The sequence below is a fragment of the Marinobacter sp. LV10R520-4 genome (assembly GCF_002563815.1).
Taxonomy (GTDB): domain Bacteria; phylum Pseudomonadota; class Gammaproteobacteria; order Pseudomonadales; family Oleiphilaceae; genus Marinobacter.
On sequence record NZ_PDJM01000001.1, the window covers coordinates 577,544 to 602,628 of the forward strand.

At 55.2% G+C, this 25,085-nt stretch carries 24 protein-coding genes; 14 read left to right on the forward strand and 10 right to left on the reverse strand.

Features of this window, described 5'->3' with window-relative positions; translation table 11 throughout:
• Positions 1-31: 31 nt before the first annotated feature.
• Genes ATG98_RS02750 through ATG98_RS02760 form a run of 3 tightly spaced genes read right to left on the reverse strand, consistent with a single transcriptional unit; the run spans position 32 to position 2,981 of the window.
• The gene (locus tag ATG98_RS02750; RefSeq protein ID WP_098422086.1) at positions 32-1,558 is read right to left on the reverse strand and encodes a tripartite tricarboxylate transporter permease; all 1,527 of its coding nucleotides are present in this window, start codon (positions 1,556-1,558) and stop codon (positions 32-34) included.
• A 2-nt stretch (positions 1,559-1,560) separates the two neighbouring features.
• Complete coding sequence (locus ATG98_RS02755) at positions 1,561-2,007, reverse strand: tripartite tricarboxylate transporter TctB family protein (RefSeq protein ID WP_098422087.1); 447 nt, start codon at positions 2,005-2,007, stop codon at positions 1,561-1,563.
• Entirely contained in the window at positions 2,004-2,981 is a 978-nt protein-coding gene (locus tag ATG98_RS02760; protein ID WP_098422088.1) for a Bug family tripartite tricarboxylate transporter substrate binding protein, read from the reverse strand. Before ATG98_RS02760 ends, ATG98_RS02755 begins: the two co-directional genes overlap by 4 nt.
• Positions 2,982-3,187: 206 nt before the next feature.
• Between ATG98_RS02760 and ATG98_RS02765 the strand changes: the two genes are divergently transcribed.
• Both ATG98_RS02765 and ATG98_RS02770 read left to right on the forward strand, forming a co-directional pair.
• A complete protein-coding gene (locus ATG98_RS02765) occupies positions 3,188-4,816 on the forward strand; it encodes an ATP-binding protein (RefSeq protein WP_098422089.1) in 1,629 nt (542 codons plus the stop codon).
• Positions 4,813-5,514 carry a response regulator gene (locus ATG98_RS02770; protein ID WP_098422090.1) on the forward strand — a complete coding sequence of 234 codons (702 nt, stop codon included), beginning with the start codon at positions 4,813-4,815 and terminating at the stop codon, positions 5,512-5,514. Before ATG98_RS02765 ends, ATG98_RS02770 begins: the two co-directional genes overlap by 4 nt.
• A gap of 64 nt (positions 5,515-5,578) precedes the next feature.
• On the opposite strand, the gene ATG98_RS02775 is transcribed toward ATG98_RS02770, so the two are convergent.
• The 4 genes from ATG98_RS02775 to yeiP form a co-directional block, all read right to left on the reverse strand.
• Positions 5,579-7,171: a BCCT family transporter gene (locus ATG98_RS02775; RefSeq protein WP_098419402.1), complete on the reverse strand. Its 1,593-nt coding sequence runs from the start codon at positions 7,169-7,171 to the stop codon at positions 5,579-5,581.
• A gap of 81 nt (positions 7,172-7,252) precedes the next feature.
• A complete protein-coding gene (locus ATG98_RS22155; protein ID WP_323807667.1) occupies positions 7,253-7,564 on the reverse strand; it encodes a GDYXXLXY domain-containing protein in 312 nt (103 codons plus the stop codon).
• An 18-nt stretch (positions 7,565-7,582) separates the two neighbouring features.
• On the reverse strand, positions 7,583-7,822 hold the full coding sequence (locus tag ATG98_RS22160) for a DUF2157 domain-containing protein (protein ID WP_228706240.1): 240 nt from the start codon (positions 7,820-7,822) through the stop codon (positions 7,583-7,585).
• 11 nt (positions 7,823-7,833) lie between these two features.
• Positions 7,834-8,409: an elongation factor P-like protein YeiP gene (yeiP, locus tag ATG98_RS02785; RefSeq protein ID WP_098422091.1), complete on the reverse strand. Its 576-nt coding sequence runs from the start codon at positions 8,407-8,409 to the stop codon at positions 7,834-7,836.
• Positions 8,410-8,562: 153 nt separating this feature from the next.
• Between yeiP and ATG98_RS02795 the strand changes: the two genes are divergently transcribed.
• The 3 genes from ATG98_RS02795 (at position 8,563) to ATG98_RS02805 (ending at position 11,318) form a co-directional block, all read left to right on the forward strand.
• Positions 8,563-9,420: a PA4780 family RIO1-like protein kinase gene (locus tag ATG98_RS02795; RefSeq protein WP_098419405.1), complete on the forward strand. Its 858-nt coding sequence runs from the start codon at positions 8,563-8,565 to the stop codon at positions 9,418-9,420.
• 212 nt (positions 9,421-9,632) lie between these two features.
• A complete protein-coding gene (locus ATG98_RS02800; protein WP_098422092.1) occupies positions 9,633-10,673 on the forward strand; it encodes an SGNH/GDSL hydrolase family protein in 1,041 nt (346 codons plus the stop codon).
• Between the two features lie 342 nt (positions 10,674-11,015).
• A complete protein-coding gene (locus ATG98_RS02805) occupies positions 11,016-11,318 on the forward strand; it encodes a hypothetical protein (protein WP_098422093.1) in 303 nt (100 codons plus the stop codon).
• Between the two features lie 106 nt (positions 11,319-11,424).
• Here ATG98_RS02805 and ATG98_RS02810 read toward each other — a convergent pair whose 3' ends face one another.
• Entirely contained in the window at positions 11,425-12,648 is a 1,224-nt protein-coding gene (locus tag ATG98_RS02810) for a dicarboxylate/amino acid:cation symporter (protein WP_098422094.1), read from the reverse strand.
• Between the two features lie 356 nt (positions 12,649-13,004).
• Here ATG98_RS02810 and ATG98_RS02815 point away from each other — a divergent pair, with 356 nt between their 5' ends.
• On the forward strand, positions 13,005-13,181 hold the full coding sequence (locus ATG98_RS02815) for a DUF2897 family protein (RefSeq protein ID WP_098419409.1): 177 nt from the start codon (positions 13,005-13,007) through the stop codon (positions 13,179-13,181).
• Between the two features lie 11 nt (positions 13,182-13,192).
• Here the strand turns inward: ATG98_RS02815 and trxC are convergent, their stop codons facing one another.
• The gene (gene trxC, locus ATG98_RS02820) at positions 13,193-13,633 is read right to left on the reverse strand and encodes a thioredoxin TrxC (RefSeq protein ID WP_416376565.1); all 441 of its coding nucleotides are present in this window, start codon (positions 13,631-13,633) and stop codon (positions 13,193-13,195) included.
• 218 nt (positions 13,634-13,851) lie between these two features.
• On the opposite strand from trxC, the gene ATG98_RS02825 reads away from it, so the two are divergent.
• From ATG98_RS02825 to ATG98_RS02860, 8 genes are all read left to right on the forward strand, one after another.
• Positions 13,852-15,066 carry a thiamine pyrophosphate-dependent dehydrogenase E1 component subunit alpha gene (locus ATG98_RS02825; RefSeq protein WP_098422095.1) on the forward strand — a complete coding sequence of 405 codons (1,215 nt, stop codon included), beginning with the start codon at positions 13,852-13,854 and terminating at the stop codon, positions 15,064-15,066.
• Between the two features lies 1 nt (position 15,067).
• Positions 15,068-16,045: an alpha-ketoacid dehydrogenase subunit beta gene (locus ATG98_RS02830; RefSeq protein ID WP_098419411.1), complete on the forward strand. Its 978-nt coding sequence runs from the start codon at positions 15,068-15,070 to the stop codon at positions 16,043-16,045.
• A 26-nt stretch (positions 16,046-16,071) separates the two neighbouring features.
• On the forward strand, positions 16,072-17,358 hold the full coding sequence (locus ATG98_RS02835) for a 2-oxo acid dehydrogenase subunit E2 (RefSeq protein ID WP_098419412.1): 1,287 nt from the start codon (positions 16,072-16,074) through the stop codon (positions 17,356-17,358).
• Positions 17,359-17,363: 5 nt separating this feature from the next.
• The gene (locus tag ATG98_RS02840; protein WP_098419413.1) at positions 17,364-19,241 is read left to right on the forward strand and encodes a protein kinase domain-containing protein; all 1,878 of its coding nucleotides are present in this window, start codon (positions 17,364-17,366) and stop codon (positions 19,239-19,241) included.
• Between the two features lie 110 nt (positions 19,242-19,351).
• On the forward strand, positions 19,352-20,095 hold the full coding sequence (locus ATG98_RS02845) for a class I SAM-dependent DNA methyltransferase (protein WP_098419414.1): 744 nt from the start codon (positions 19,352-19,354) through the stop codon (positions 20,093-20,095).
• A 106-nt stretch (positions 20,096-20,201) separates the two neighbouring features.
• The gene (locus ATG98_RS02850; protein WP_098422096.1) at positions 20,202-22,376 is read left to right on the forward strand and encodes a type VI secretion system Vgr family protein; all 2,175 of its coding nucleotides are present in this window, start codon (positions 20,202-20,204) and stop codon (positions 22,374-22,376) included.
• A gap of 128 nt (positions 22,377-22,504) precedes the next feature.
• Positions 22,505-23,350 carry a DUF72 domain-containing protein gene (locus ATG98_RS02855; protein WP_098422097.1) on the forward strand — a complete coding sequence of 282 codons (846 nt, stop codon included), beginning with the start codon at positions 22,505-22,507 and terminating at the stop codon, positions 23,348-23,350.
• Complete coding sequence (locus ATG98_RS02860; RefSeq protein WP_098419415.1) at positions 23,350-23,973, forward strand: DNA-3-methyladenine glycosylase family protein; 624 nt, start codon at positions 23,350-23,352, stop codon at positions 23,971-23,973. The genes ATG98_RS02855 and ATG98_RS02860 overlap by 1 nt, the downstream gene beginning before the upstream one ends.
• 186 nt (positions 23,974-24,159) lie before the next feature.
• On the opposite strand, the gene nei is transcribed toward ATG98_RS02860, so the two are convergent.
• Positions 24,160-24,996, reverse strand: coding sequence for an endonuclease VIII (gene nei / locus ATG98_RS02865; RefSeq protein ID WP_098422098.1), 837 nt, complete (start codon positions 24,994-24,996; stop codon positions 24,160-24,162).
• Positions 24,997-25,085 lie beyond the last annotated feature (89 nt).

The following is a 25,085-nucleotide window of genomic DNA, read 5'->3' on the forward strand; positions in this document are numbered from 1 at the left end:
ATCTATCCGCCATTGCGGTTTACCGGAGCGTTTAGTCGCTCACCGGGCCCTCCTTAATTGAGTTGCGCATACGCCGGCGCAGTGTTGGCCCAACCAGCGTTGGCAATACCAGACCCAAACCAGCAACCAGCCACAAACCAATGGCCAAAGGGCTGGACCAGAGTGTCATCCAGTCTCCGTCAGACAATATCAACGCGTGACCCAGGTTCTTTTCCATTTCTGGCCCCAATAGCAGGCCTAGAATAATGGGGACCATGGGAATTTCCAGTTTGCGCAGAATAAACCCGCCAACTCCAAACACAATCATGAAGTACAGATCAAAGGTGCTGTGGCTGATGGAGTAAATACCCACAAACGCTACCATGGTCACAATCGGTAGCAGGTACATCGGCGGCACTGATAACAACCGCACAAACACTCCAATCATCGGAATGTTCAGTATCAGCAGCAATACGTTGCCAATCAACAGCGCAGCAATCACCCCCCACACAATGTCAGCGTTCTGGGTGAACATTAACGGCCCCGGCGTGATATTCAGGGAAATCAGCATGGCCAGCAACACCGCTGTGGTACCACTACCCGGCACTCCCAGGGTCAGCATGGGTACCAAAGCACCCGATGCCGCACCGTTGTTGCCCGCTTCCGGCGCCACAACACCGCGAATGTCACCTTCGCCAAAGCGACCTTTTTTGCCGATCACAGACTTTTCCAGGGTGTAGCTGATAAAGCTGCCCAAAGACGCACCCGCCCCCGGCAGCACACCGGCAATAAAACCGAGCACACCACCGCGCAGTTGGGTGGGAATAGTCGACACAATTTCTTTGAAACTCAGCGTCAGTTTCCCCACCTTCACTTTGCTGCGGCCTTTGCCCATTCGTGCTTCAACAAAAAACAACAGCTCGGATATGGCGAACAGCCCAACAATCGCCAATATGAAGTCGATACCTTCATACAGCTCCAACACACCAGCGGTATAACGCTGGGTGCCAGTGGATATGTCGATACCCACGGTGGAAATCATGATGCCAAGCACTGCAGCAATCACCGTTTTCATCGGATTTTTGCCGGTTATGCCGCCAAGAGTGGCGAACGCCAGCAAAAACAGAGCGAAGTATTCCACCGGCCCGAAGGTCAGTGCGAATCGCGCCAACACCGGTGCCAATATGATCAGCCCTATCGTGCCGATCAGACTCCCCGCGAAGGACGCAATCGCTGAAATCGCGAGGGCATCCGCCGCTCGACCTTGTTGCGCCATGGGATAGCCGTCCAGGCAGGTCATCATGGCCGGCTCGTCGCCCGGTATGTTGAGCAGGATGGACGAAATTCGCCCGCCGTACATAGCGCCGGCATACACCGAGGTCAGCAGAATCATCGCCGTTTCCGGCGGCAGCCCCAGGGTGAAAGCCAGCGGAATAAGAATGGCAACGCCGTTAGCAGGCCCCAGACCTGGCAAGCAGCCAATCAGGGTGCCCGCAAAAGCGCCGAACAACGCAAACATAAGATTATACGGCGTTAGCGCCACCGCAAACCCGTCCATCAGAAAACCAATAGTTTCCATGGTTAGAAGCCTCCCAGCAGGCCGTTAGGCAGGCTCAGCGACAAGCCATAGTTGAACAATCCAAACACCACCACGGCACTGATTAAACCGGTCACAAATGCCCGCCGTGGCGGCGCACCCATGCGCCAACTTAAAACGCCGACTGCCAACGTGGTGGATATAATAAAGCCCAATGGCTCAAGCAGCAGCGCATAAACCACCAGCACAATGATCGAAATCACCAGTTCCAAAGCGGACTTGCCCACCGGCCATTTGGCATCGGCGTCTGGTTTGATCATCAGGTACAGGCTGCCCACCACCAGAACAACCGCCAGAATGGTGGGGAAAGTTTCTGGCCCTACGCCCTCGGCTCCGCCGAAGGGTTCAGGCCATTGCTGTGCTACCCAGCCATAGGCAACCGCCACTACCAGCAGGCACAAGCCCAGAATACGGTCGCCCACGCCGGTCATTTTAACAGACCAATTTCTCGGGACAGGTTTTCAATGTCCTGCACCTGATTGGTTACAAAGCTCTCAAACTCGCTGGCCTTGGGATGGAACGGAATCAGGCCGTTGCTTTTCATCACGGCTTTCCATTCTTCGCTGGCGTAAATAGTGTCCATCGCCTCTACCCAGTATTGCTGAGCTTCTTCCGAGGTGTCTTTGGGCATATAAAACCCGCGCCAGTTAGGGCCAAGCGCGTCAATACCCTGTTCGCGGGCGGTAGGTATGTTGCCAAATTTGCCCGGCAGGCGCTCTTCGGAAAGCACCGCCAGTACGCGCAAATCGCCCGATTCCATAAAGCCGGTCGCTTCAGATACGTCACCGGTAAAGGCATCTACATGGCCACCCACTACCTGGGTCATGGCTTCGCCGCCGTTGTTATAAGACAGATAAGGAATGGAAGGCAGCTTGTCGGCACCCGCCGCTTTTGCTGCAATCAGCACTTTCAAGTGGTCCCAACCGCCGCGAGCACTGCCGCCAGCAAACTTCACCGCGCGCGGGTCTTCTTTCAGCGCATCCATCAACTGGTTCAGATTTTGGTACTCGGAATCTTTGCTCACGGCGATAATGCCGTAGTCGGCTCCCAGGGCGCCGATCCACTTCACCATAGACGCGTCCATGCCCGGAAACTGCTTCTGCGCCAGGCGTGTGGTGGTCGCGGTAGACGCCGCAACAATCAGCTTGTCATCGTTTTTACGCTTGCTGACCGTGTGGGCATAAGCTACGCCGCCGCCGGCGCCAGCCATGTTGACGGTTTGTACAGAGCCTTCTACCAGCTTAAGCTGCTGCATAACGTTGCCAACGCTGCGGCAGGTGAAATCCCAGCCGCCGCCCGGGTCAGCCGGAGCCAGGCACTCTACTTTGCCGCTGGGCTGCCAGGCCATGGCAGACATACTGAAAGCGGCCGCCGCCGCGAATGTTATTGTTCTTTTAATAAACATATACGCCACCTTGCTGTTTCATTCAAAAGGTTGTTTCAGTAAACACAGTAGAAGGCAATGCGTAGTTGCTGAAGCTTGCGGGCGTAACGGATATAAAAAAACTAACGTTCATTTTGTGCATAAAGTTCACGGGCAAAACCGCATACGGTGTTTTACCCTGACAAATTCGGGCGCGCAGCGTCGACAGACCAAGCTGACGGACGCCTATGCCTTTAAAGCGACGCACGAAACTTAAAACCCGCATGATTCTCACCCTTGGCCTGGTGAGCGCTCTACAGACCGTATTTATTGGCGTGTTTGCCGGTTATTACCTCAGCGAATCCCTGTACAACGAGATTGGCCAACGCGCCTTGATGGTCGCCAAAACCATTGCCGCCAGCCCTGCGGTTATCCGCGGTATACAGCAGCGGAATCTTGACGACCTCAACACCCTCACCCGCACCCTGGCCCAAACAAACGAAGCTCTGTTTATTGTGATTGGCGATCACGACGCCATTCGCCTGGCGCACCCTTCCCCCGAGCGCATCGGACGCTCCATGGCCGACGACGAAGGTGATTATGGCCGCCGTGCACTGGTGGAGGGCAAGGGCTATGTCGCCCGTGCGCTCGGCAACCTGGGCGAATCCATGCGAGGCAAAGCACCGGTGTTCGAACCCGGCAGCGGTGCCATTATTGGAATCGTGTCGGTGGGATACAGCGTAAGCCAGGTAGAGGCCACGGTGCAGCGCTACAATTTTGTGCTTTACGGAGTTTTAGGCGTCGTTTTGCTGGTCAGCATTCTGGCCGCGGTAATGATTGCCAGCCGTTTCAAGCGCGCTATTTTTGGCCTCGAACCGGAGGAAATCGCCGGCCTGTTCCAGGAACGCAACGCGACGCTGCAATCGGTGCGAGAAGGCATTATCGCCATTAACCGCGAAGGCATTATTACCACAGTGAATCGTGCAGCTCTGGTCACCCTGGGGCTGGATCCCGACATGCCAGTGGCTGGGCGCCCAATTCACGAGATACTGCCAGAGAGCGGTTTGATGTCCGTTCTGACCACCGGTACGCCAGATTTTGACCGCGAAGTGTGGCTGCGTAACCGCCAAATGGTGGTCAACCGGCTGCCCATGCGCCAAGGCGACGACATAATCGGCGTAGTGGCCAGCTTCCGTTTGCGTAACGAGCTGGATCAAGTCAGCCAGCAGCTCACCCGCATCCAGCAATACGCCGACACGCTGCGCAGCCAAACCCACGAATACTCCAATAAACTGCACACCATCGCCGGGCTGATACAGCTAGGCGCCTACAACGACGCTCTGGGGCTTATTGGCAGCGAAGTCAGCAGCCATCAGGCATTGATTCACTTGCTACTGGAGGCTGTGCCCGACCCCATCATTGCCGGTTGTCTGCTGGGCAAACACAACCGTGCCCGTGAAATGGGCCTGCACCTGGACATAGACCCGGATAGCCAGATGACCGACTTACCGCACAACTTACCGCGGGAACAGCTCGTAAGCGTACTTGGCAACCTGATTGATAACGCCCTGGAAGCCACCCGCCTTCATACGGGTGCCAATGGCCGGGTACAGCTGTCGATGACCGATCTTGGCCAGGAACTGATTTTCGAGGTGGAAGACCAGGGCCCGGGTATAGTCCCGGAGGTGCAGAACCGAATATTTGAAAAAGGTGTTACCAGCAAAACGGGTACCCATCACGGTTTTGGGTTGCATCTGGTGCGCCAGTTTCTGGACAGTTGGGGTGGTTCGGTGACCGTGGAAAATCTGGGTGCCGCTGGCGGTAGCCGCTTTACTTTATACTTACCGAAATCATCCACCGGCAGGAGCCAGCCTTGACCCCCATCCGACTGCTGATAGCTGAAGACGACCGCCAGATTGCGGAAATCCAGCGCCGCTTTATCCAGCGGCTGGAACAGGTGGAACTTTGTGGCATTGCCCACACCCTGGCCGATGCCCGCGAGCAGGCGGACGTATTAAAGCCTGACCTGATACTGCTGGACGTGTATTTCCCCGACGGCAACGGATTAGATTTGCTGCGTGAACTGCGCGCCAGTAATAGCAGCAGCGACGTGATCCTGATTACCGCCGCCAAAGAAGTAGAAACGTTGCGGACCGCCCTGCGCGGTGGGGTGTTTGATTACATTCTGAAACCCTTGATATTCGAACGCCTGGAAGAGGCCATTAACCGCTTCTGTGACCACGTTGAACGCCTGTCAGCGCTGAAGCATTTAGGTCAGGACGAAGTAGACGCCCTGCTCCCGCGCAATAGCGGCGAAAGTGGCCACGACAGCCATCACCGACTGCCCAAAGGTATTGATGTGATAACGTTGGACCGCATTCGCGAGGTCATTGCCGACGGCAAGCGCTGGAGTGCTGAGGAGGTAGGCAGCGCCATGGGTGCATCACGCACCACAGCCAGGCGCTACCTGGAATACATGACCGGCACCGGCACCGGAACCCTGGTGGCCGAAGTTACCTATGGCAGTATTGGCCGGCCGGAAAGACGCTACCGAATGCAGCGCCCACCTGCCTGAGTGCGCCCCGCCTGGCCATAGCTCTTTATAAATAGCGCTTAACGCCAGACGGAACACCCACCTGCTATATCAGCTTCTGCGCTCGCGCCATGGCAAACGCAGCCTGCGGGCCGGTCCACAGCGACGGCAGAATAATCAGCGACACCGGAATTGCGGTTAGCACAATAAACTGTTGCAACACACCAATCTGGCCGGCACCCATGTACAGCAGAATCGCCGCCATGATAGCCATGGCTCCGCCCCAGAAGGCGCGAATGGCGTAGTGGGGTTCATCGTGGCCAGCGCCTACGGTGGCGATGGCGTAGCTCATGGAATCACCGGTGGTGGCGACGAAAATAGTGGTCAACAGCAGCACGGCTGCGGCCATCATTACGCCGCCGGGCAAGTTCTTGGCCACGGTCAGTGTGGCTTGATCAAAGCGGAACGCGTTCAGCGCTTCGGTCAGATCGAACACACCCGTGAGCTGGTAATACACACCCGAACCACCCAGCAGGGTAAACCAGATGGTAGTGGCGATCGGCGCCAGAACCGACACCGCCAGAATAGTCTGGCGAATGGTGCGACCGCGGGAAATGCGCGCTACAAAAATCGACATCAGCGGGGTGTAGCCAATAAACCAGGCGAAGAAGAATACCGTCCACCACTTCATCCACCATTCCGGCGCCGTTTCACTGGTCATAGTGGCCATGGCGAAGAACGACGTCAGATACTCGCCCATAGACGCAACATAGGTATTGACTAGAAACAGGGTGGGGCCGAACGCGAAGATCACCGCGCCGATAACCAGTGCCAGAATGACATTGAACCGGCTCAGCAACTGAATACCACGGTGAATCCCACTGACAGCCGATGCCATGTAAACCACGGCCAGCAGGCCAAGAATAATCAATTGGGTGCTGAATTCGTCTGCTATGCCGAACAGCTCATGCAGGCCGAAACTCATCTGTGTGGCCAAAAAGCCAATGGGGCCAACGGTACCGGCAACCACCGCAATGACACACATGGCGTCAACAACACCGCCTAACCAGCTGCTCATAATGCGCTCGCCAAACACCGGATACAGCAAAGTACGCGGCTGTAAAGGTTTGCCCTGAACGTAGTGGGCGTGAGCCAGAACCATAGCGGTTAACGACCCAAGTACGCTCCAGGCCAGGAAGCCCCAGTGCATAAACGCCTGAGCCATAGCCGGCGCAACGGCCTGTGCCGTGCCGGCTTCGGTGTCAAACGCCGGTGGCGTTACCACAAAGTGATACACCGGCTCGCCGGCGGCAAAGAACACACCGCCACCCGCCAGCAGGGTGCATAGAATCATCGATAGCCAGCGGAAGGTGCTGATTTCAGGCTTGTCCATGCCACCCAGGCGGGCGGCACCGGCCCGGCTAACAGCCACACCCATCGCAATGAAGAACGTCAGCAACAGCAACAGCTGGAAAAAGGTGCCCATATACTTGGCGGTCCAGGCGAAGCCTAGATCAATCACGGCTGCAAGACCGTCGGCATCCGTCAGCGACCAGCCGACGAACAGCAGAATGAAGCCAATGGTTAGAACCAGTACAACCGGATCACCAAAGCGGTGGGCACCTGCGGAGACAGCGGGGGAAGAGTCAAAGGCGGTAGAACAGGGGTTATCGGTAGTGCTTGCACTGCTTAAAGACATGTATCGGCCAGTTTCGAAATTTGGCCGGCCACCCTACACGCCTGGTTTCGTATTTTCCAGCACGTTCGGGCATTTTCGCTATCAAAGGTCTGTTTTTTCGGGTGGGCCCAGCTGCTTCAAATCGTCGTTATACAAGGCCGCCAGCAAGGGTTCGCCTTGTTCATTCACCCAAAACTGGCCGTACCTGGCGGCCTCGTAGTATTCAGCATCGCCTTCCTGGAAAAAGAACGCGTTGGTGGCAAACTGAACCCACAACAGCTGCCCATAAGCCTCCGTGGAAAAGCGGCCGTTAGGCTGAAAGTACAACGTTAGGGCGAAGTTAACCAAAACGGCCCAAAGCACCCATAGCGGTGCAAATCGGCCAATCAGGGCAAAGGGTGTTAGCAGTAACATCCACACAAAAAACAGCTGCTAGGGGTCTGCACCGGTCTGGTAGGTTTGCCCGAACAGGGCCAGCAATCCGCCCAACAGAAGACCGGTCGAAAGCAGCGCGACCTTGCCAGCCAAGGTTTCGCGCCCAGCCAGCCAGTAACCCGCAAAGGCCAACAGCACAGCGCCTTCGACCAGCGCGAAACGAGCCAGTCGGCCCAGCTCGCCCCAGTTGAAGGCCACAAAAAGCAATACAGAAAAAGCCAGCGCCGCGCCACCCAGGCACGTGCCCGTTACTCCGCGGTTGCGCGCCCCATGAACCTACGTTCTTCAACGTTCACTTTGATGCGGTCGCCGGTAGAAATATGCTCAGGCACTTGAATCACCAGCCCTGTGACCATAGTCGCCGGTTTGGTTCTGGCGGTGGCGGAACCACCTTTCACCGAGGGAGCCGTGTCCATTATTTCAAAATCGACCGTGGGAGGCAGCGCCAGCGCTACGGGTGTATCTTTAATCAACACAACCATCATGCCTTGGGTTTCTTCGGTAACAAACAGCAGTTCTTCAGCAATGGCGTCTTTATTCAACATGTACTGTGTGTAGTCTTCGGTATCCATGAACACATATTCTTCGCCATCGGCGTAAGAAAACGACGCAGTACGGCGGGTCAAATCCGCCAGATTCAGCATATCGCCGTCTTTGAAGGTTTCGTCTTTCTTGCTGTTGGTGACCACATCGTACAAACGCATGCGGTAAAGACTGCCGCCGGCACGGCCCTGAGGTACAGACCGCTCGATGTCCTTGACAAAATACACCCGACCTTCAAACTCGACAGCAGAGTTTTTCTTGATTTCACTTGCTCTAGGCATTTTCAAAGCTCCAAAACAGCATGATAAACAAACCGGTGCCAAGCAAATGCCGGCGCGGGTTCAGACCCGGTGATTCTACCGTCAGATGCACTTTGCTGGTAGCTCTCACAGATCAACACAACCAAAACCGATTTGATGTAAGATTGCGGCCCTATGAAAACACCAAAACGATTACAATCCCTTTTAGACGACGGGCTGATAGACAGCGTGCTGTATCAGCTCATGAGCGGCAAAGAAGCACAGGTATATGTGGTGCAGTGTGGCGACCAGGTTCGCTGTGCCAAAGTGTTTAAAGAAGCGTCAAAACGCAGCTTCAAGCAGGCCGTGGAATACCAGGAAGGCCGCAAGGTGCGCAACAGCCGCCGTGCCCGCGCAATGGGTAAAAAAACCCGCTTCGGCCAAAAAGAGCATGAAAATGCTTGGCTGAACGCCGAGGTAGACGCCTTGTACCGCCTTGCGGACGCCGGTGTGCGCGTGCCGCGGCCATCAGGCTTTGTTGACGGTGTACTGCTGATGGAACTGATCAGCGACGCCGACGGCAAAGCTGCACCACGGCTGGGCGATGTTGAACTGACCCGCGAACAGGCGCTGGATTTTCACCAACAGGTAATTGCCGACGTTGTGCGTATGCTCAGCGCCGGGCTGATTCACGGCGACTTGTCGGAGTTCAATGTGCTGCTGGACAACCAGGGGCCGGTTATCATCGACCTGCCCCAGGCCGTGAATGCTTCTGGCAACAACAACGCCGAACGCATGCTGGAGCGCGACGTAGACAATATGCGCCGCTATTTTGGCAAGTACGCGCCGGAGCTGATGAACACCGACTACGGCAAAGAAATATGGGAGCTGTACGAAAGTGGCCGACTGCACCCCACCAGCAAGCTGACCGGATGCTTTATTCACGACACCCACAGTGCGGACCTGGGTGAAGTAATGGCTGTGATTGACGCAGCCAAAGAAGAAGAGCGCGATCGGCTGGAGCGCCAGCAGGCCAACGACGAAGAAGATTAACCCATATCGAAGCAAAGCTGGCGCCGAAACGTCGGCTTTTTTTACACCTGCTCTTGAAGTCTGCTTAAAAACCCCGCAACCCTATTACTAATCGATTGTTTTCTTTCCACTCTCCGTGAAGCGGCTTTACTTTTGCTTGCTTATCTGACGTCACCCAATCCCGGGTCGCGGCGAGCTTTTTTGTTGGCGCCTAATTATAAAAGGTGTGCTTCATGAATAGAAATATCAGAACCGTCCCGCTGTTTAAACGTTTCATTTTTGCCACATCTATCACTCTTACTAGCAGTCTAGCCCTCGCCGGTCCATTGTCGTTTAACGACATTTTTGTGTTTGGCGATAGCTTGTCTGACACCGGGAATAACCGGAGCAAGGTGCCATTTGGCAGTTTCGCCCCTATTGCCAACTTCGTGGGCTATGGTAGCAATGGCCGCTTTTCCAACGGCCCGGTATGGCACGAATACTTGGCTGACGCATTGGGCATACCACGCGCGACCAATTCGGAAAGCGGCGGTAATAACTACGCCTTTGCTGGCGCCGAGATCAATAACGATCGCGGCTTCCTTGGCGCCACTTCCGGCATACTGGTTCAGGAAACACTCTACAACAACGATTTAGCGGGCAGCGCAAACGCAAACGACCTCTACATCACTTGGGCTGGCGGCAATGACATGCGTGGACTGACAGACGCTACCGACCCGATCGCTGCCATTAACGCCCAATTGGACAGTTTTGTCGGGGTTATGAGCCGGTTAGTAGGCAACGGTGTAGGCACGCTTCTGGTGCCCAACCTGCCGGACCTTGGCCTGATTCCGGAGTTTGCCGGCTCAGCTAACAGCGCCGCAGCGACAGCCGCCAGCGAAGCCTGGAATACCGGCCTGGAGCAGCGTCTGATTAGTTTGAGCGCAACTACCTCAGCTTCTATATTTTACCTGGATGTTTTCGGTATATTCGGATCTGTTCTGGACGGTACTTCCGTCGCCTCAGGAATTACCAATACCACCGACCAGTGTCGGTCTGTGTCGGGCTTTTTCGGCCAAAATGAAAACGAATGCGCCAACGCTGACAGTTATCTGTTCTGGGACGAAATACACCCCACCACCGCCGCTCATAAGTTCCTAGGATTAGAAGCCTTTGCGCTGCTGGCTTCAGGCAATTCGGTACGTGCCGTGCCCGAACCGGCGGTAATCTGGCTGATGCTGCTGGGCCTTGGCGCTGTTTTTGGGCGCCGGAAGGTGGCCGTTAAAGCCGCTTGATTCAGCACAATTAAATACCTGTAGCAAAAGCCCATCGGGATATCCCCATGGGCTTTTGCTGGTTCATAATCCAGCAAACCGAATTGCTTAACCAGTGTGTTTTCGCACGCAACCGGCTGTGCAATTGCCGTATTGGCTCAGCAAACTCCGGCAACGGTCCTTCCACTGCCCCGTGTCGTAATATTTTCCGCGGCCCAATGGAGAATCTCGAAAGGCCCATAATTAAGACCATCTTAACTCTTCGTTAGCTGGAAATTTTAACGGCAATGTCAGCTACTCTGAAACGATGCCTGGCCTGTTTCACTCACCGGCAGGCATCGTCACCACAAGAGGAAAACGATCATGCTGAGAAAGCTCTTACTTTCAACTGCCATTTCAGTCGCTTTGTTACCCTCCGTAGCGCTGGCTCAGGGCCTTCCCGCTCCCAGCAACAACTACCCGCGCACCACCGGCCAGCAAATTGGGCCGAACGATGCCGGAGGCCAGGCCAGCGTGGAAAGCGATAAGGATGAGAAGCAAAAAGATAACGATAAAGGCACTAAAAAGAACGAAAAGTCAGACGAGCCTGATAATGGCGAACTGAACAGCAATAAGGATGACGCTATGCCCGGTGAAAAACCTCGTAAAGACGCAAATCAGGATTAATGTAAATCGAAGCAATAAAGCCCAACGTTGCGGTTGGCTTGTTGTCAGGCCAGAAAACGGTGGCAAAAACAGCCTTAACCACCGTTTTTGGCCACAACCGGATTATTCAGCTCCCATCTCGGCTCTCCGACCGGGCAATAACAGACGTACCCACCAGATCACCGGTCACGTTCAGGCCGGTTGCGCCCATACCCACGAGGGCATCAATAGACACCAGCAGGGCCACAGTTTCAATCGGCAGGCCGACCTGTGCAAACACCGTGGCAATCATCACAATACCGGCGCCAGGCACGCCCGCGGTGCCAATGGATGTAAGCGTGCCAATCAGCACAATCTCGGCCATGGTCATCAAGTCCAGCGGAACACCCACCACATTGGCGGCGAATACGGCGGAAATGGCGATGCGAATGGCAGCGCCGTCCATATTAATGGTTGCACCTAACGGCAAGCTGAAACCATATATCCGCTGGGGTATCTTCAGCTTGCGGGCTGCGGTAATGGTCAGCGGCAAGGTGCCAGAACTGCTCTGGGTAGCGAAAGCCGTCGCCATGGGCGTTCTGGCTTCGCGGAAAAATTCACGTACGTTCACACCAAAACCGCGCATTATCACGCAATACACCACCAACTGAACGGCTAGCGCAATGTACAGCACCACCACCATGTCGCCCAAAGCCAGAATAGTTTCCATGCCCTGCTCACCGGCGGTTTTCGCCACGATCGCAAACACCCCGATGGGCACGTATTGCAGCACGCCTGCCATTACCTTCAGGGTCATTTCACTGAGCCCCTCAATCACCTTATAAAGGTGTTCGCCAAGCTCAGCGTGTTGTTCTGACTCCCGCAGTTTTAACAGCGCAATACCGAATACAACGGCGGTGAAAATAATCCCCAGCAGATTCAGTTCGGTAAACGCGGTAAAAATATTATTCGGAATAATGTTCAGCAACACCGCTGCAAAGCCCGGGTTGTCCGGAACTTTTACCGTCGCATTTTCATTCAGAGTCATGCCACTGCCGGGCTCGAGCCAGGTTGCAACGGCCAACCCAACAATAATAGCCAGCGCTGAAGTGGCAATGTAGTACAGCATCAGTTTGCGACCGACCCGCCCCATACTGCCGATATTGGCCTGGTTGATACCCACCATTAAAGTGAACAGTACGATGGGTACAATCAGGAATTTCAGCAAACGCAGTAACAATTCGCCAAACGGCGCCAGCCAGTCAGCCACAGGCTGGCCACCAATAAGCCCAACGGCGATGCCCAACACCAACGCAATGCTGACGCGCAGAATCAATGACGAATTGAGGTAGCCCTGAAACAAAGCTTTCATCGGCCGACTCCCGACAAAACTGAACAATCGTGTGCCATAAAACCGGTTCCTGATTTTGAATGGCGCCGATTGTGGTGGAAATTAACCGATAGGTAAACTGATGCAACTAAGCATAAGCTAATAGCTTCAGTGAGTTTCTATCTTTGGCTGAGCCGGGAATTTTTACCCACAAAAGCTGTGGATAACCTTGTGAGAAGCCTTGGGACAGCCTCGCATAACCCTGTAGCCATGGGCACAGACGGAAGTTGGCGGGAAATTGACCGGCTGATAAGTGATGCCCGCCAAACACCGCACTGGCCTGTTTCAGATTGCAGGTCCATTATCAGAGTTATGCCCTCGGTATAAGGACAATTGCTATGCCAATGATCGGTTGGATTATCTTACTCGCCTCACTGGCGCTGATTTTAGGCAGCCTGTTTATGCTGCGTGACACGTCCGGCACCATGAGCCTGTCTGGCGAAAAACTGGAAAAGGTGCGCAAACGCAAAGCCGAGCAGGAAGCTCTCGACAAACAGGATGAACAGAAAGACTGATCTCATTCAGGCTACTTCACCTGAGCGCCCAGCCACTGATCAATCTGAGCCTGATTCATGGCGCCACTCTGACGAGCATGCTCGCGGCCATTGCGAAACAGAATCAGCGTGGGAATACTGCGAATCCCAAACTGCCCCGACGGGCCTGGGTGCTGCTCGGTATTCAGCTTGGCAAAGCGTACTTTACCCTTCCAGTCTTTCGCCGCCAGCGCAAACTGCGGCGCCATAGCCTTGCAGGGGCCGCACCAGCTGGCCCAAAAATCCACCAGCACCGGCAAGTCGCTACGAGCGATGTGAGTGGCGAACGCCTGTTCAGTAAACTCAGGCACGTTATCTGGCCACAACAGCTGCTTGCACGCACCGCAGGTGCCACCCGCTGACAAGCGACTGGCAGGAACCCGATTTACTTTGTTGCAGTTTGGGCAAACGATGTGACGGTTTTCATCCACCATGGAATTACCTCACTTAAGATGCTATTCAAGATATTGCTTAGGATACTGTTCAAGATACTACTCAAAAGCCGCACTTTACGTTAAGGTCAACTTTTCCATCGGCGAGTTCGCACAATGCGTTCTATACTGTGGAAAAGATTAGCACCCTTAAGCTGACAAAACCAAAGCCCTCACAAGGGGCTCTGTGTTCCTCAAGCCACCACCCAAGGACGAGGATAATGACAACAACAAAGTCAAAAACCGTGCACTCCCCCATTTTCACTGATGGCGCGGAGTTTCGAATTTCCACCTTCAAACTGCTCAAACAGGACGGCTCGCTGTACAAAGGCGGTAAAGCGCCTGATATAAGCAAAGAAAAAGCCCTGCGCATTTACCACGCCATGGTCACCACCCGCATTCTGGACGAGCGCATGTTAGCCGCCCAACGCCAGGGCCGGCTCAGCTTTTACATGCAATGCACCGGTGAAGAAGCCGCCGTTATTGGCAGTGCAGCAGCACTGGGTGATAGCGACATGATTATGGCCCAATACCGCGAACAAGGTGCGCTGGCCTACCGTGGATTCACCATCGACGAGTTCATGAACCAGCTGTTCGGTAACGACAAAGACTACGGCAAAGGCCGGCAGATGCCGGTGCATTACGGTTCGAAAAAACTCTATTACATGACCATTTCATCACCGTTGGCCACCCAGATTCCCCAGGCCACCGGTTATGCTTATGGCCAGAAGCTGGCCGGTGAAGGCCACTGTACACTGGTCTACTTTGGCGAAGGCGCCGCCTCCGAAGGCGACTTCCATGCGGCTCTGAATATGGCCGCCGTTCACCGGGTACCTGTGATCTTTTTCTGCCGCAATAACGGTTATGCGATTTCCACACCGGCCTCCGAGCAGTTCGCTGCCGATGGTATAGCGCCGCGGGCCTACGGCTACAAAATGGACGTGATTCGGGTAGACGGCAACGACGTTCTGGCGGTGTACCAGGCCACCGAAAAAGCCCGCCAGCTGGCCGTAGAAGAGAACCGCCCGGTACTGATTGAAGCCATGACGTACCGCTTGGCCGCCCACTCGTCCTCCGATGACCCCTCCGGCTACCGCAGCAAAGACGAAGAAGCCATCTGGCGTGAAAAAGATCCAATTCTGCGTACTCAAAACTGGCTGAAGTCACACGATTGGTGGACAGACAGCGAAGAAAAAGAATTACAGGAACGCCTGCGCCGCGAGGTTCTTGAAACCATGAAGCAAGCGCAGAAGCGGCCACCACCGGCACTGGAAACCTTAATCACCGATGTTTACAAAGAAGTGCCGCCAGCCCTGAATGCGCAGTTCGAGAAACTGAAAGCGCACATTCGCCGGCACCCGGACGCCTACCCGAAGAGCGCGAACGATCCGGCTATTACTGGAAAACCCGCTAGCACCCAAAAAGGAGAGGCTTGAAATGGCTAAGATGAACATGCTGCAAGCCATTAACAACGCCTTGGATACAGCCATGGCGGCGAATGAGCGGGTGCTGTGCTTTGGCGAAGACGTGGGCATTTTTGGCGGGGTATTCCGCGCCACCAGCAATCTGCAACAAAAGTACGGCAAGACGCGCTGTTTTAACACGCCTTTAGTGGAACAAGGCATCATCGGCTTCGCCAACGGTCTGGCGGCGCAAGGCTCGGTGCCGGTGGCGGAAATACAATTCGCCGACTACATTTTCCCGGCCTTTGACCAGATCGTGAACGAAACCGCGAAATTCCGTTATCGCTCCGGCAATCTGTTTGACGTCGGCGGGCTGACCATTCGCGCACCTTACGGCGGCGGCATTGCAGGCGGCCTGTACCACTCCCAGTCACCGGAAGCCTATTTTGCCCACACACCGGGCCTGAAAGTGGTAGTGCCACGCAATCCACATCAGGCCAAAGGCCTTTTGTTGGCCGCCATTCACGACCCCGACCCGGTGCTGTTCTTCGAGCCCAAGCGCCTGTACCGGGCATCCGTGGGCGAGGTGCCGGAAGAAGCCTACCAACTTCCACTAGGCGAAGCTGAAGTCCTCAAAGAAGGCACAGACGTGACGGTTCTGGGCTGGGGTGCGCAAATGGAAGTCATCGAACACGCGGTGGAGATGGCAGAAAAAGACGGAATTTCCTGCGAAGTAATCGACCTGCGCAGCATATTGCCCTGGGACGTTGATACTGTGGCCAAATCGGTTCTGAAAACCGGGCGACTGGTGATTACCCACGAGGCCCCGTTAACCGGTGGCTTTGCCGGCGAAATCGCGGCCACTATTCAAGAGCGCTGCTTTCTATATTTGGAATCGCCTATTGCCCGGGTAGCCGGAATGGACACGCCCTTCCCGCTGGTGCTGGAAAAAGAACACTTTCCCAATCTGTTGAAGGTGTATGAAGCCATTTGCGACAGCGTCGAATTCTAACCCGGTATCAGGACAGGAGAACAAACATGAGTGATTTTATACTGCCCGATATCGGCGAAGGCATTGTAGAGTGCGAACTGGTGAAGTGGCTGGTCAGCGAAGGCGATATGATCGAAGAAGATCAGCCGGTGGTTGAAGTAATGACCGACAAAGCGCTGGTGGAAATACCCGCACCTCACAAGGGACAGGTCAAACGGCTTTATTACAAAGAAGGCGATATTGCCAAGGTGCACGCACCCCTGTTTGAATTGTCAGAAGAGGGTAGCGAGCAGGAAGAGAGCGTCGCCAACAATGACGACGGCTCCGCCCCAGAAAAAGCTAACATAAGTTCAGCGCCGGCCAGTCAAAAGGCCGAAACAAAAAAACAGGCGAGCGATAGCAACGGCTCTAATGAAACAACAAGTGCAACGGAAATCAAAACCCCGGCCAGCCCGGCGGTAAGACGCCTGATGCGCGAGTACGATTTGTCGTTGGGTCACATCAGCGGCTCCGGCAGAGACGGCCGGGTGCTGAAAGAAGATGTGCTGGCTCACCTGAAACAGCCAGAAGGCCGAACAAACGAGTCCGTGGGCGCTCAATCAGCGAAGCGCTCCGGCGCCATTGACCAGCAGGTTCGCATAGAACCGATCAAGGGTATGAAGGCAGTGATGGCCAAACGCATGGTGGCTTCAGCCTCCACCATTCCCCACTTCATCTTCAATGAAGACATTGATGTAACCGAACTGCTGGCTCTGCGCGCGCAGCTCAAACCCTTGGCCGAAGCCAGCGGATCACGGCTCACCTTGATGCCGTTCATCATGAAAGCCATGGCCCTGGCCATTCGCGACTACCCAATTCTGAACAGCCGGGTAAACGACGAGGTCACTGAAATCCATTACCAGCCCCAATGCAACATTGGTATGGCGGTGGACAGCAAAGCCGGGCTGATGGTGCCCAATATCAAAGGCGTGGAACACCTCACCCTGCTAGAAATTGCCGATGAAGTGACGCGCCTGACCGAAGCGGCCCGCGAAGGCCGCGTGGCTCAAGACGACTTGAAAGGCGGCACCATCACTATTTCCAACATTGGGGCATTAGGCGGCACCTACGCTTCACCCATCATCAACGCACCGGAAGTGGCGATTGTAGCCTTGGGCCGCACCCAAACACTGCCGCGCTTTGATCAGGCAGGCAATGTAACTGCGCGCGCTATTATGCCCGTCAGCTGGGCGGGGGATCACCGCATAATCGACGGCGGCACCATTGCCCGTTTCAGTAATTGCTGGAAAGGCTATCTGGAATCGCCACAGTCCATGCTCTTGCACTTGGGCTAAGCCAGATGGCCCGGCCGAAAAAAATGCGGGGGCAGCCGGCAACGCCCTCGCAGATTCAACAGTTCTACATACCCGAAGAGCAGTCCATTTACCTGCTCAGTCACGATGATGCGCGCAAACTGAAAAACTGGGTTGCGCTCTGTACTACCCAACTGCAAACGCTGGGATATCGCGACATCGAGATGATCGGCAAAGGCGCTTACGGCTTTGTGTTTTCCGGCAAACTAGCGCTGGAAGGCGCCAGCGACCTGGAACACGTGTTCAAATTCATCCGCATCAATCTGCCACGCCACCTGCATGATCGCTTAGAAGACGAAGCCTATATTCTGGAACAGGTAGAGCACCCGCGGGTGCCGCGCCTGATTGCTTTCCAACGGGCGCGCAGCCAACCCATTCTGGTGATGGAACGAGCGCCAGGGTTAAATTTGGAAGTGGTATCGCTGCGCGAAGGGCGCCTGAAGCCGCGGCTGATCATCCGCATCGCCGACCAGCTGGCAGACATTCTGCGCAATCTGCGCCGGGAATCCACCGATGGCAAACGACCCATTGTGCACGGCGACATCAAACCCTCGAATCTGGTCTTCGACGCCAAGCACGAAAACACCGCCCTGATCGACTGGGGCTCGTCGGTGTTCGCTCAACTGGATGCCAACCAGCAGTTTCTTAACAACAGCGTGATGGAGCTGATGTCAGACAACCTGCAACAAACCAACGCACGGCTGGGCGACGTGTACTTTATTGGCGAAGAGCAACTTTACGGCGGGCTGTCATCGCCGCGCTTCGATGAGCAAGGCGCCGCAGCTACTCTTTACGCTCTGGCCTCCGGCCAATCCTGCCGCTTTGGCCACCAAGCGATACCCGCCGACTCGTTGGGACTGCCCATGGAATTCGCCCGCATGCTGGACGGCATGCTCAGCCCTGACCCTCAGCAGCGCCAACAAGCCGGTGACTACTACATTCGGGAAATGCCCAGAATGGCGCGCACGGTGATGATTGATCTGCCCGAACCTGCGCCCGTTCCACTGGTGCCAGTTTGGATACGCCAGCCCGGTCGCGAAATCGACACGGTGGTGTACAGCTCGCGCAAATCCTTCCTGCGCCAGGAAGGCGCGGTAAACACATTAGACGACGTTAACGACGTGCAGCTAGACCGTTACTACAAAAACTTCATGCAGGGCATGGGCGACACTGAAAAAGCGTTCCTGGCTGCGGTCAGCCGCCTTGGCCGCTACCCGTTAGAAGGCGGCTTGGCAGTACGTTGGGAGCCTGACGGCATTTATGTAGACACCTCCTTGCACCTGCACGACCCACAACTGAAAGGCGCCTTCACCACTGCCGTCAACAACATGGTCAACCTGGCCCAGGCCATCTACCGCCAGGGCATCTTTAAAAGCTGCCTGTTCAACGCCCGCGACACACTGCACATTGAACGCGATCAAGCCGACCAGCCGTTTGTGACGCCGCCGACCATGCATTTGCCGTATCAGATCAGTTCGGCACCAGAGGTAGAAGACCGTTCACGAGTACACTCTTACTTTGAAGACGGCCCAGACCCCGAAGAGTTTCTAGTGCTGCCGCCCACTATCATTACAGCGCTCGAAGCCTTGAACAGCATCCGCCATACCGGCATGCTAATTTTTGAAGCCCTGCCCCTGCACCTGAAAATTCACAGCCAATACCGCCTTCTGGACCCCGCCAAAGAGGACGAATTCCGCGAGCACCTGGACGAAATTCTGGCCGCTGTTGATGAGATCACCGGCCTTGGCGTGTCCGGCTTTATGAAAATGCCTTACAAAGACACTCGCTTCTTTCCCCACATCGAACGCCTGCCGGAACGCTATTACCCCCGCAACCCACGGCAGGAGGCCGCGCAAGCAATCTAGATTGCCTGGGGCGCCGCACCCTTCGCAAACACAGCACTTTGGGATAGGATGCTGCGCCAACCTATTTATCGCCAACACGCTCTATTTACCCCTCACACACTCAGGCTGCTATGTCCTCCAACGCGCTCTACACCGACCTGTCGGGCTATTACGATTTGTTGTGTACCGACATCAACTACCAGGCCCAGAGCCACAGCGCACAGCGCCTGCATCAGTTGTTCGGTAATGGCGGCAACAGCCATCTGGATCTGGCCTGCGGCACCGGCCCCCACGTGCGTTACTTCATCGATGCCGGCTACAACAGCTGCGGGCTGGACATCAGTCAGCCCATGCTAGAAATGGCAAAAGTCCGCTGCCCCGAAGCACAGTTTGTACTGGGCGACATGTGCGATTTTCAAGTGAATGAGAGGCTGGACGTGATCACCTGTTTTCTGTACTCCATTCATTACAGCGGCGAACTTGAGGCGCTACAAAAATGCCTCGCCTGCGTGCACCAGGCGTTAAAACCGGGTGGTGTGTTCTGTTTTAACGCGGTCGACAAACACAAAATCGACAACAACCTATGCGTCAGCCACACCGTCAGCCATGAGGGCAGCCACTTCACCTTCAGCTCGGCCTGGCATTATGGCGGCACGGGCAACCGGCAATCGCTTAAACTGGGCATTGGCAAAACCACAGACGGTGTTATACAAACGTGGCAGGACGAGCATCCGATGGTGGCAGTGAGCTTTAATCAATTAAAAGAGCTTCTGTTGCCGTATTTTGACGTTCACATCTTCGAACACGATTACGACACAATCGCTCTTTGGGACCAGACCTCGGGAAACGCGCTTTTTGTCTGTGTGAAGTTGTAGGCGAGAGTTCAAAACCGAGAGCTGGCCCCTAGATTTATCGCAAACGCACTGTTAACGTTCAACCCGGATTTTTCAACAAATACACATATTTTCAAGGACTGAAGATATGCACCAAGCAAAAGGACTGCAGTTCACTGCCCATGTTGGCGAACTGCCCGAAAATGTTTTCTCCGTATTCGGCCTTGAGCTCACCGAAGGCCTGTCGGAGCTGGTTCATGGCCGTCTTAAAATGGCCAGCAACCTGCCGACGCTGGCGGCCGCTGACATATTAGAGCAGTGGTTAGAGCTAACCATCTGGCAGAACGGCGCAGCAATTCGCCGCTTTACCGGTGTTGTCAGCGAGTTTGTCCGCGGCGACAGCGGGCACCGCCGTACTCACTACGAAGTGGTTATCCAACCGCCTCTATGGCGCCTAGGGCTGATGCACAACAGCCGCATATTCCAAAGCCAAAGCACCGACAACATCCTGAGTACGCTTGTACGCGAGAGGGGCATTGCTGATGCGGTGTTTGATCTGCAACACACGCCGCCAGAAAGAGAATATTGCGTGCAACACCGGGAAAGCGATCTTGCTTTTCTTGAACGGCTTGCCGCCGAAGAGGGCTGGCACTATCGTTATCAACACGGGCGTTATCAACACGGGCGTTATCACCACGGCCGCTATCAGCACGGCAGCGTTGACGGCCAGGAACAACCCTCCCTGATTGTGGCCGACAACCATCGCAACGCCCCCAGGCTGGAAGCTGTTGAATACAACGCCAAAGCCGGTGGCAGCAGTCGGCAACCCGCGGTATTCCGCCTGCGTTACGAGCAACGGGTAAGAACCGCAGCGGTGGCCATGAAAGACTACACCTTCCACAAACCCGCCTACGGACTGATGCACGAACACACGGCCAGCAGCCTTGAGCACCGCGATGACTACCAGCACTACGAATACCCCGGGCGTTTCAAAACCGATGCCAGCGGCAAACGGTTTACCCAAGTCAGGCTGGATGCCTTAAGGAATGACGCCAGCGTCGCCAGCGGCGAAAGCAACCGCCCTGATTTTACCTGCGGCGCCAAAGTACAGCTCACCCGTCACAACAACGAAAGATTCAATCAGGACTGGCTGATAACCCGCGTTACTCACAGCGGTAGCCAACCACAAGCGCTGGAAGAAGAAGCCGGTGCTGAACCAACCACCTATCACAACCGCTTCAGTGCGGTTCCCGCACATATCAACTGGCGCCCCCGATGCACTCAGCGCCCGTTAATGGACGGACCCCAGATTGCTATTGTCACCGGCCCGGATGGCGAAGAGATTCACTGCGACGAATATGGGCGAGTAAAGGTGCGCTTCCCGTGGGATCGCTACTCAGAGAACAACCAACACAGCAGCGCATGGCTGCGCGTGAGCCAAGGCTGGGCCGGCGGCCAGTATGGTTTTATGGCCCTACCGCGCATTGGCCACGAAGTGATCGTGTCGTTTCTGGACGGCGACCCGGACCAGCCCATCATTACAGGCCGCACCTATCACGCCACCAACACACCGCCTTACGCCCTGCCCTTGCACAAAACACGCACCACCCTGAAAACCCAGACCCACAAAGGCGAAGGCAGCAACGAACTGCGCTTTGAAGACGAAGTCAACAAAGAACACATCTACGTCCACGCCCAGAAAAATCTCGACCTGCTCACACAGAACAACCGCACCGAAGTCATCAAAAATGACAGCCATCTGACCGTTGGGCAAAACCGCTTCAGCCACACCAAAGGCAACGAACACAGCACGATCAACGGCGAACAGCGCCAGCACATCGGTGGCGATTACAGCCTCACCACGGGCGGCAGCCACCACAGCCACTTCGGCAAAGCCCAACTGGTCGAAGCCGGTACCGAAATTCATCACAAAGCCGGCCTGAAAGTGGTGATTGATGCAGGGGCAGAGGTCACACTGTCAGCCGGCGGCAGTTTTCTGAAGCTCGACCCCAACGGCATAACCATATCTGGGCCGTTAGTGCGATTCAATTCGGGAGGCGGCCCTGGAAGTGGCTCTGCAGCGACCGCTCAGCCACCAGAACTACCCCAGGGCCTTAATGGGCATGAGCAGCCAGATAAAGGCTCAGCGCAGCTGACTGACATTGGTCAGCGTCAGCATACGGCAACTGAGCCAGCCATCATTTCCGATCTCTCTTCCCTAGATAAAAGGATTAAAACCCGGGCAGCCAAAGCTGGGCATCTCTTTGTGTCTGCCTGTGAAATGGACTCTAGCGGGGAGTGTGCTATTCATGACCACGATTGAGCGCGCTTTTCAAAACATTCGTGAGCTCCTAAACACTTGCGAGATTCATTTGTTCCGCAGTGACAATTTATGGTTTGATTCAAGCGACTGTATCAAAAAGACAATCTACATCAGGATATCACCCAGCAATGGCGCTCCCCTACTTCCTCGGCTGCCCGCAATGGCAAGATCCGGCCTGGAACAACTCGCTACCGCCGGGCCAGTCGCCACTGGTTCGTTACAGCCAGGTACTGAATTGTGTGGAAGGCAACACGACGTTTTACGCCACGCCTAGCCAGGAGCAGTGCCGCCAGTGGCGCTTGCAGGTGCCGGACGATTTTCGCTTTCTGTTCAAATTTCCCCGTCGAATTACTCACGATCAATTACTGTCAGGTATAACAGCTGACACAAACGCATTTTTGGACATACTTTCGCCGTTGAATGACGTGCTCGGCCCAATGTTCATTCAGCTGCCGGCGGCTTTTAAGCCGGAACATCTGGATCGGCTATGGCGGTTTATGGATAAATTGCCAGAGTCTCTCACCTGCGCTGTAGAAGTGCGTAACAGCGCATTTTTCAGTAAGGGCGAGGCCGAAAAATCGCTCAACCGCGGGCTGCGTGAGCGCAACAAGTCCCGTGTCTGCTTGGATAGTCGTGCGCTGTTCTCGGCAGAACCCGGCACCGATATCATTCGCGATGCCCAGCGCAAAAAACCGAGGGTTCCGGTTCATCTCCTGCCGGTGAACGCGCCACCAATGATCCGCTACATCGGTCATCCACAACTTGAGCATAACCCTCCTTTTCTGGCGCCTTGGGTAGAGCGTGTCGGCCAGTGGATTGAACAGGGCCAACAGCCCTTTGTGTTCATGCACATGCCCGACAACGGCGATGCACTGGCTCTGGCGCAACTTTGGAGTAAGCTGTTACAGGAACGCCTGCCGCAGGTAGCTGCTTTGGATCTGGCCGCACAACGGCCCCAGCTTGGATTGTTTTAATGCAAAAAACGTCGCTCACCGATGAAAGCCTTGATTACGGAGCACAGCAGCTGGCCGCTGTCGATGCGGATCTTGGCCACATTTATGCCCGCCTGGGTACGCCGCCGCTGTGGGCGCGGGAACCTGGTTTTGCTTCACTGGTGCACATTATTCTGGAGCAACAAATTTCTATAAAAGCCGCGCAAACCGTGTTCGAACGGCTATGCACGCACCTGGGTGAAATGTCGCCGCAACGTGTGGTTTCAGCAGGTGAGGAAGAACTGAAAGCGTTTGGGCTAACTCGTCAAAAAGCCCGTTACTGCTTTGGATTGGCAGAGCGCATTCATACCGGCAAACTCAATTTGGCGCAGTTAGACGCTCTGAGCGACACAGAAGGGCGCAACGCGCTCTTGGCTGTCCCCGGGCTAGGCCCATGGAGCGTTGACGTATACTACTTGATGGCATTGCGCCGGCCGGATGTTTGGCCGCTGGGTGATTTGGCACTGGCGGCGGCCATGCAGGAAGTAAAACAACTGGATGCACCCGCAACCCGCCAGCAACAGGTGGACATTGCCAACGCTTGGTCGCCTTGGCGCGCCGTCGCAGCGCGGCTGCTGTGGATGCACTATCTAGACAGTCGCTAGACGCCCACGAAAAAAAACGCAGCGCCAAAGCGATATACCTCATTATTTATCAACTTATCCACTGACAGTTACCCACAAAAGCTGTGGATAACATTGTGAGCAGGGCAAGGATAGGTCCAGTGAGCCGCTACAACACAGGGCCTGCGGGCATGTGGTGCGAAAATGATCAGCTTGGGTAAGTTGATTTCATTCCGCTTGACACTGAGGGCAATAATACAACCGCCGGCTGGCAACGCTGCTTTTTACGATGGGCGTTTCGCATTCGTAGCAAGGCTCGGAGTCGCGATTGAACACCATAAATCGGCGCTGGGAAAAGGTGCGCCCTTCCCGCTTTAGTCTTTTCACTCGTTCAGGATCGTTGGTAATGCCTTTCAGGCGGTAAGTTCGTTCAATCAGAACCAGAATGGCCTTGGCCAATCGCTCACGGGCTTCTGCTGACAAGTCCTTTGGCTTCGCCGAAGGCATCAAGCCCGCTTCAAACAGGATTTCCGAGCGCAGATAATTGCCCACGCCGGCGATAAACCCCTGGTCCAAAAGCAAACCACCCAGGCCGCGGCCGCGAAAGCGCTTATCATCAAATTGCGCGAGCACGTTTTCGACCGAAACGGTCTGGTTGACCGGATCAGGCCCCAACCGCACCAGATACTCCACCTGTTCCAAATCGTCAGGCCGCACCAGTCGAATGTCAGATGCACTATAAAGCCAAGCGGCTTTTTCTGACCCGATAACCGCAAAGCGCAGTTGGCGTCCGGTTTTTGGTTGGGTGTCCGCCTTGCTAATTCGCCACTGGCCGTAAAGCTGGTTGTGGCTGTACACGCACCAAGGTCCGTCATCGCCGAGGGCCGAAAAAAAAACCAGTACGGCTTTACCGCGGGCCTCTACCGACGTTACCAGGCGGCCGGCCAATGTTGGTTCAAAGCTTTTGAAGCGGTCGAAGGCGAAAAACACCTTGTCCGCCTTGCATTGGCCAACGGCGCTTTGAATATCGTCGACCATGCGACGTATTTCGGGTCCTTCAGGCACTGCTGCTCTCCATTAATGTTCGCCATCACTGTTCGCCATCAATTAAATTGTCATTCAATCTACGGGGCTTAAAACTTGAATTCAGGAAC

Bases quoted from the DNA above. Each gene is read 5' to 3' on its own strand.
- ATG98_RS02750 (WP_098422086.1), bottom strand. From the start codon at position 1,558: ATGGAAACTATTGGTTTTCTGATGGACGGGTTTGCGGTGGCGCTAACG.
- ATG98_RS02755 (WP_098422087.1), bottom strand. From the start codon at position 2,007: ATGACCGGCGTGGGCGACCGTATTCTGGGCTTGTGCCTGCTGGTAGTG.
- ATG98_RS02760 (WP_098422088.1), bottom strand. From the start codon at position 2,981: ATGTTTATTAAAAGAACAATAACATTCGCGGCGGCGGCCGCTTTCAGT.
- ATG98_RS02765 (WP_098422089.1), top strand. From the start codon at position 3,188: ATGCCTTTAAAGCGACGCACGAAACTTAAAACCCGCATGATTCTCACC.
- ATG98_RS02775 (WP_098419402.1), bottom strand. From the start codon at position 7,171: ATGTCTTTAAGCAGTGCAAGCACTACCGATAACCCCTGTTCTACCGCC.
- ATG98_RS22155 (WP_323807667.1), bottom strand. From the start codon at position 7,564: ATGTTACTGCTAACACCCTTTGCCCTGATTGGCCGATTTGCACCGCTA.
- yeiP (WP_098422091.1), bottom strand. From the start codon at position 8,409: ATGCCTAGAGCAAGTGAAATCAAGAAAAACTCTGCTGTCGAGTTTGAA.
- ATG98_RS02795 (WP_098419405.1), top strand. From the start codon at position 8,563: ATGAAAACACCAAAACGATTACAATCCCTTTTAGACGACGGGCTGATA.
- ATG98_RS02800 (WP_098422092.1), top strand. From the start codon at position 9,633: ATGAATAGAAATATCAGAACCGTCCCGCTGTTTAAACGTTTCATTTTT.
- ATG98_RS02805 (WP_098422093.1), top strand. From the start codon at position 11,016: ATGCTGAGAAAGCTCTTACTTTCAACTGCCATTTCAGTCGCTTTGTTA.
- ATG98_RS02810 (WP_098422094.1), bottom strand. From the start codon at position 12,648: ATGAAAGCTTTGTTTCAGGGCTACCTCAATTCGTCATTGATTCTGCGC.
- ATG98_RS02815 (WP_098419409.1), top strand. From the start codon at position 13,005: ATGCCAATGATCGGTTGGATTATCTTACTCGCCTCACTGGCGCTGATT.
- trxC (WP_416376565.1), bottom strand. From the start codon at position 13,633: ATGGTGGATGAAAACCGTCACATCGTTTGCCCAAACTGCAACAAAGTA.
- ATG98_RS02825 (WP_098422095.1), top strand. From the start codon at position 13,852: ATGACAACAACAAAGTCAAAAACCGTGCACTCCCCCATTTTCACTGAT.
- ATG98_RS02830 (WP_098419411.1), top strand. From the start codon at position 15,068: ATGGCTAAGATGAACATGCTGCAAGCCATTAACAACGCCTTGGATACA.
- ATG98_RS02835 (WP_098419412.1), top strand. From the start codon at position 16,072: ATGAGTGATTTTATACTGCCCGATATCGGCGAAGGCATTGTAGAGTGC.
- ATG98_RS02840 (WP_098419413.1), top strand. From the start codon at position 17,364: ATGGCCCGGCCGAAAAAAATGCGGGGGCAGCCGGCAACGCCCTCGCAG.
- ATG98_RS02845 (WP_098419414.1), top strand. From the start codon at position 19,352: ATGTCCTCCAACGCGCTCTACACCGACCTGTCGGGCTATTACGATTTG.
- ATG98_RS02850 (WP_098422096.1), top strand. From the start codon at position 20,202: ATGCACCAAGCAAAAGGACTGCAGTTCACTGCCCATGTTGGCGAACTG.
- ATG98_RS02855 (WP_098422097.1), top strand. From the start codon at position 22,505: ATGGCGCTCCCCTACTTCCTCGGCTGCCCGCAATGGCAAGATCCGGCC.
- ATG98_RS02860 (WP_098419415.1), top strand. From the start codon at position 23,350: ATGCAAAAAACGTCGCTCACCGATGAAAGCCTTGATTACGGAGCACAG.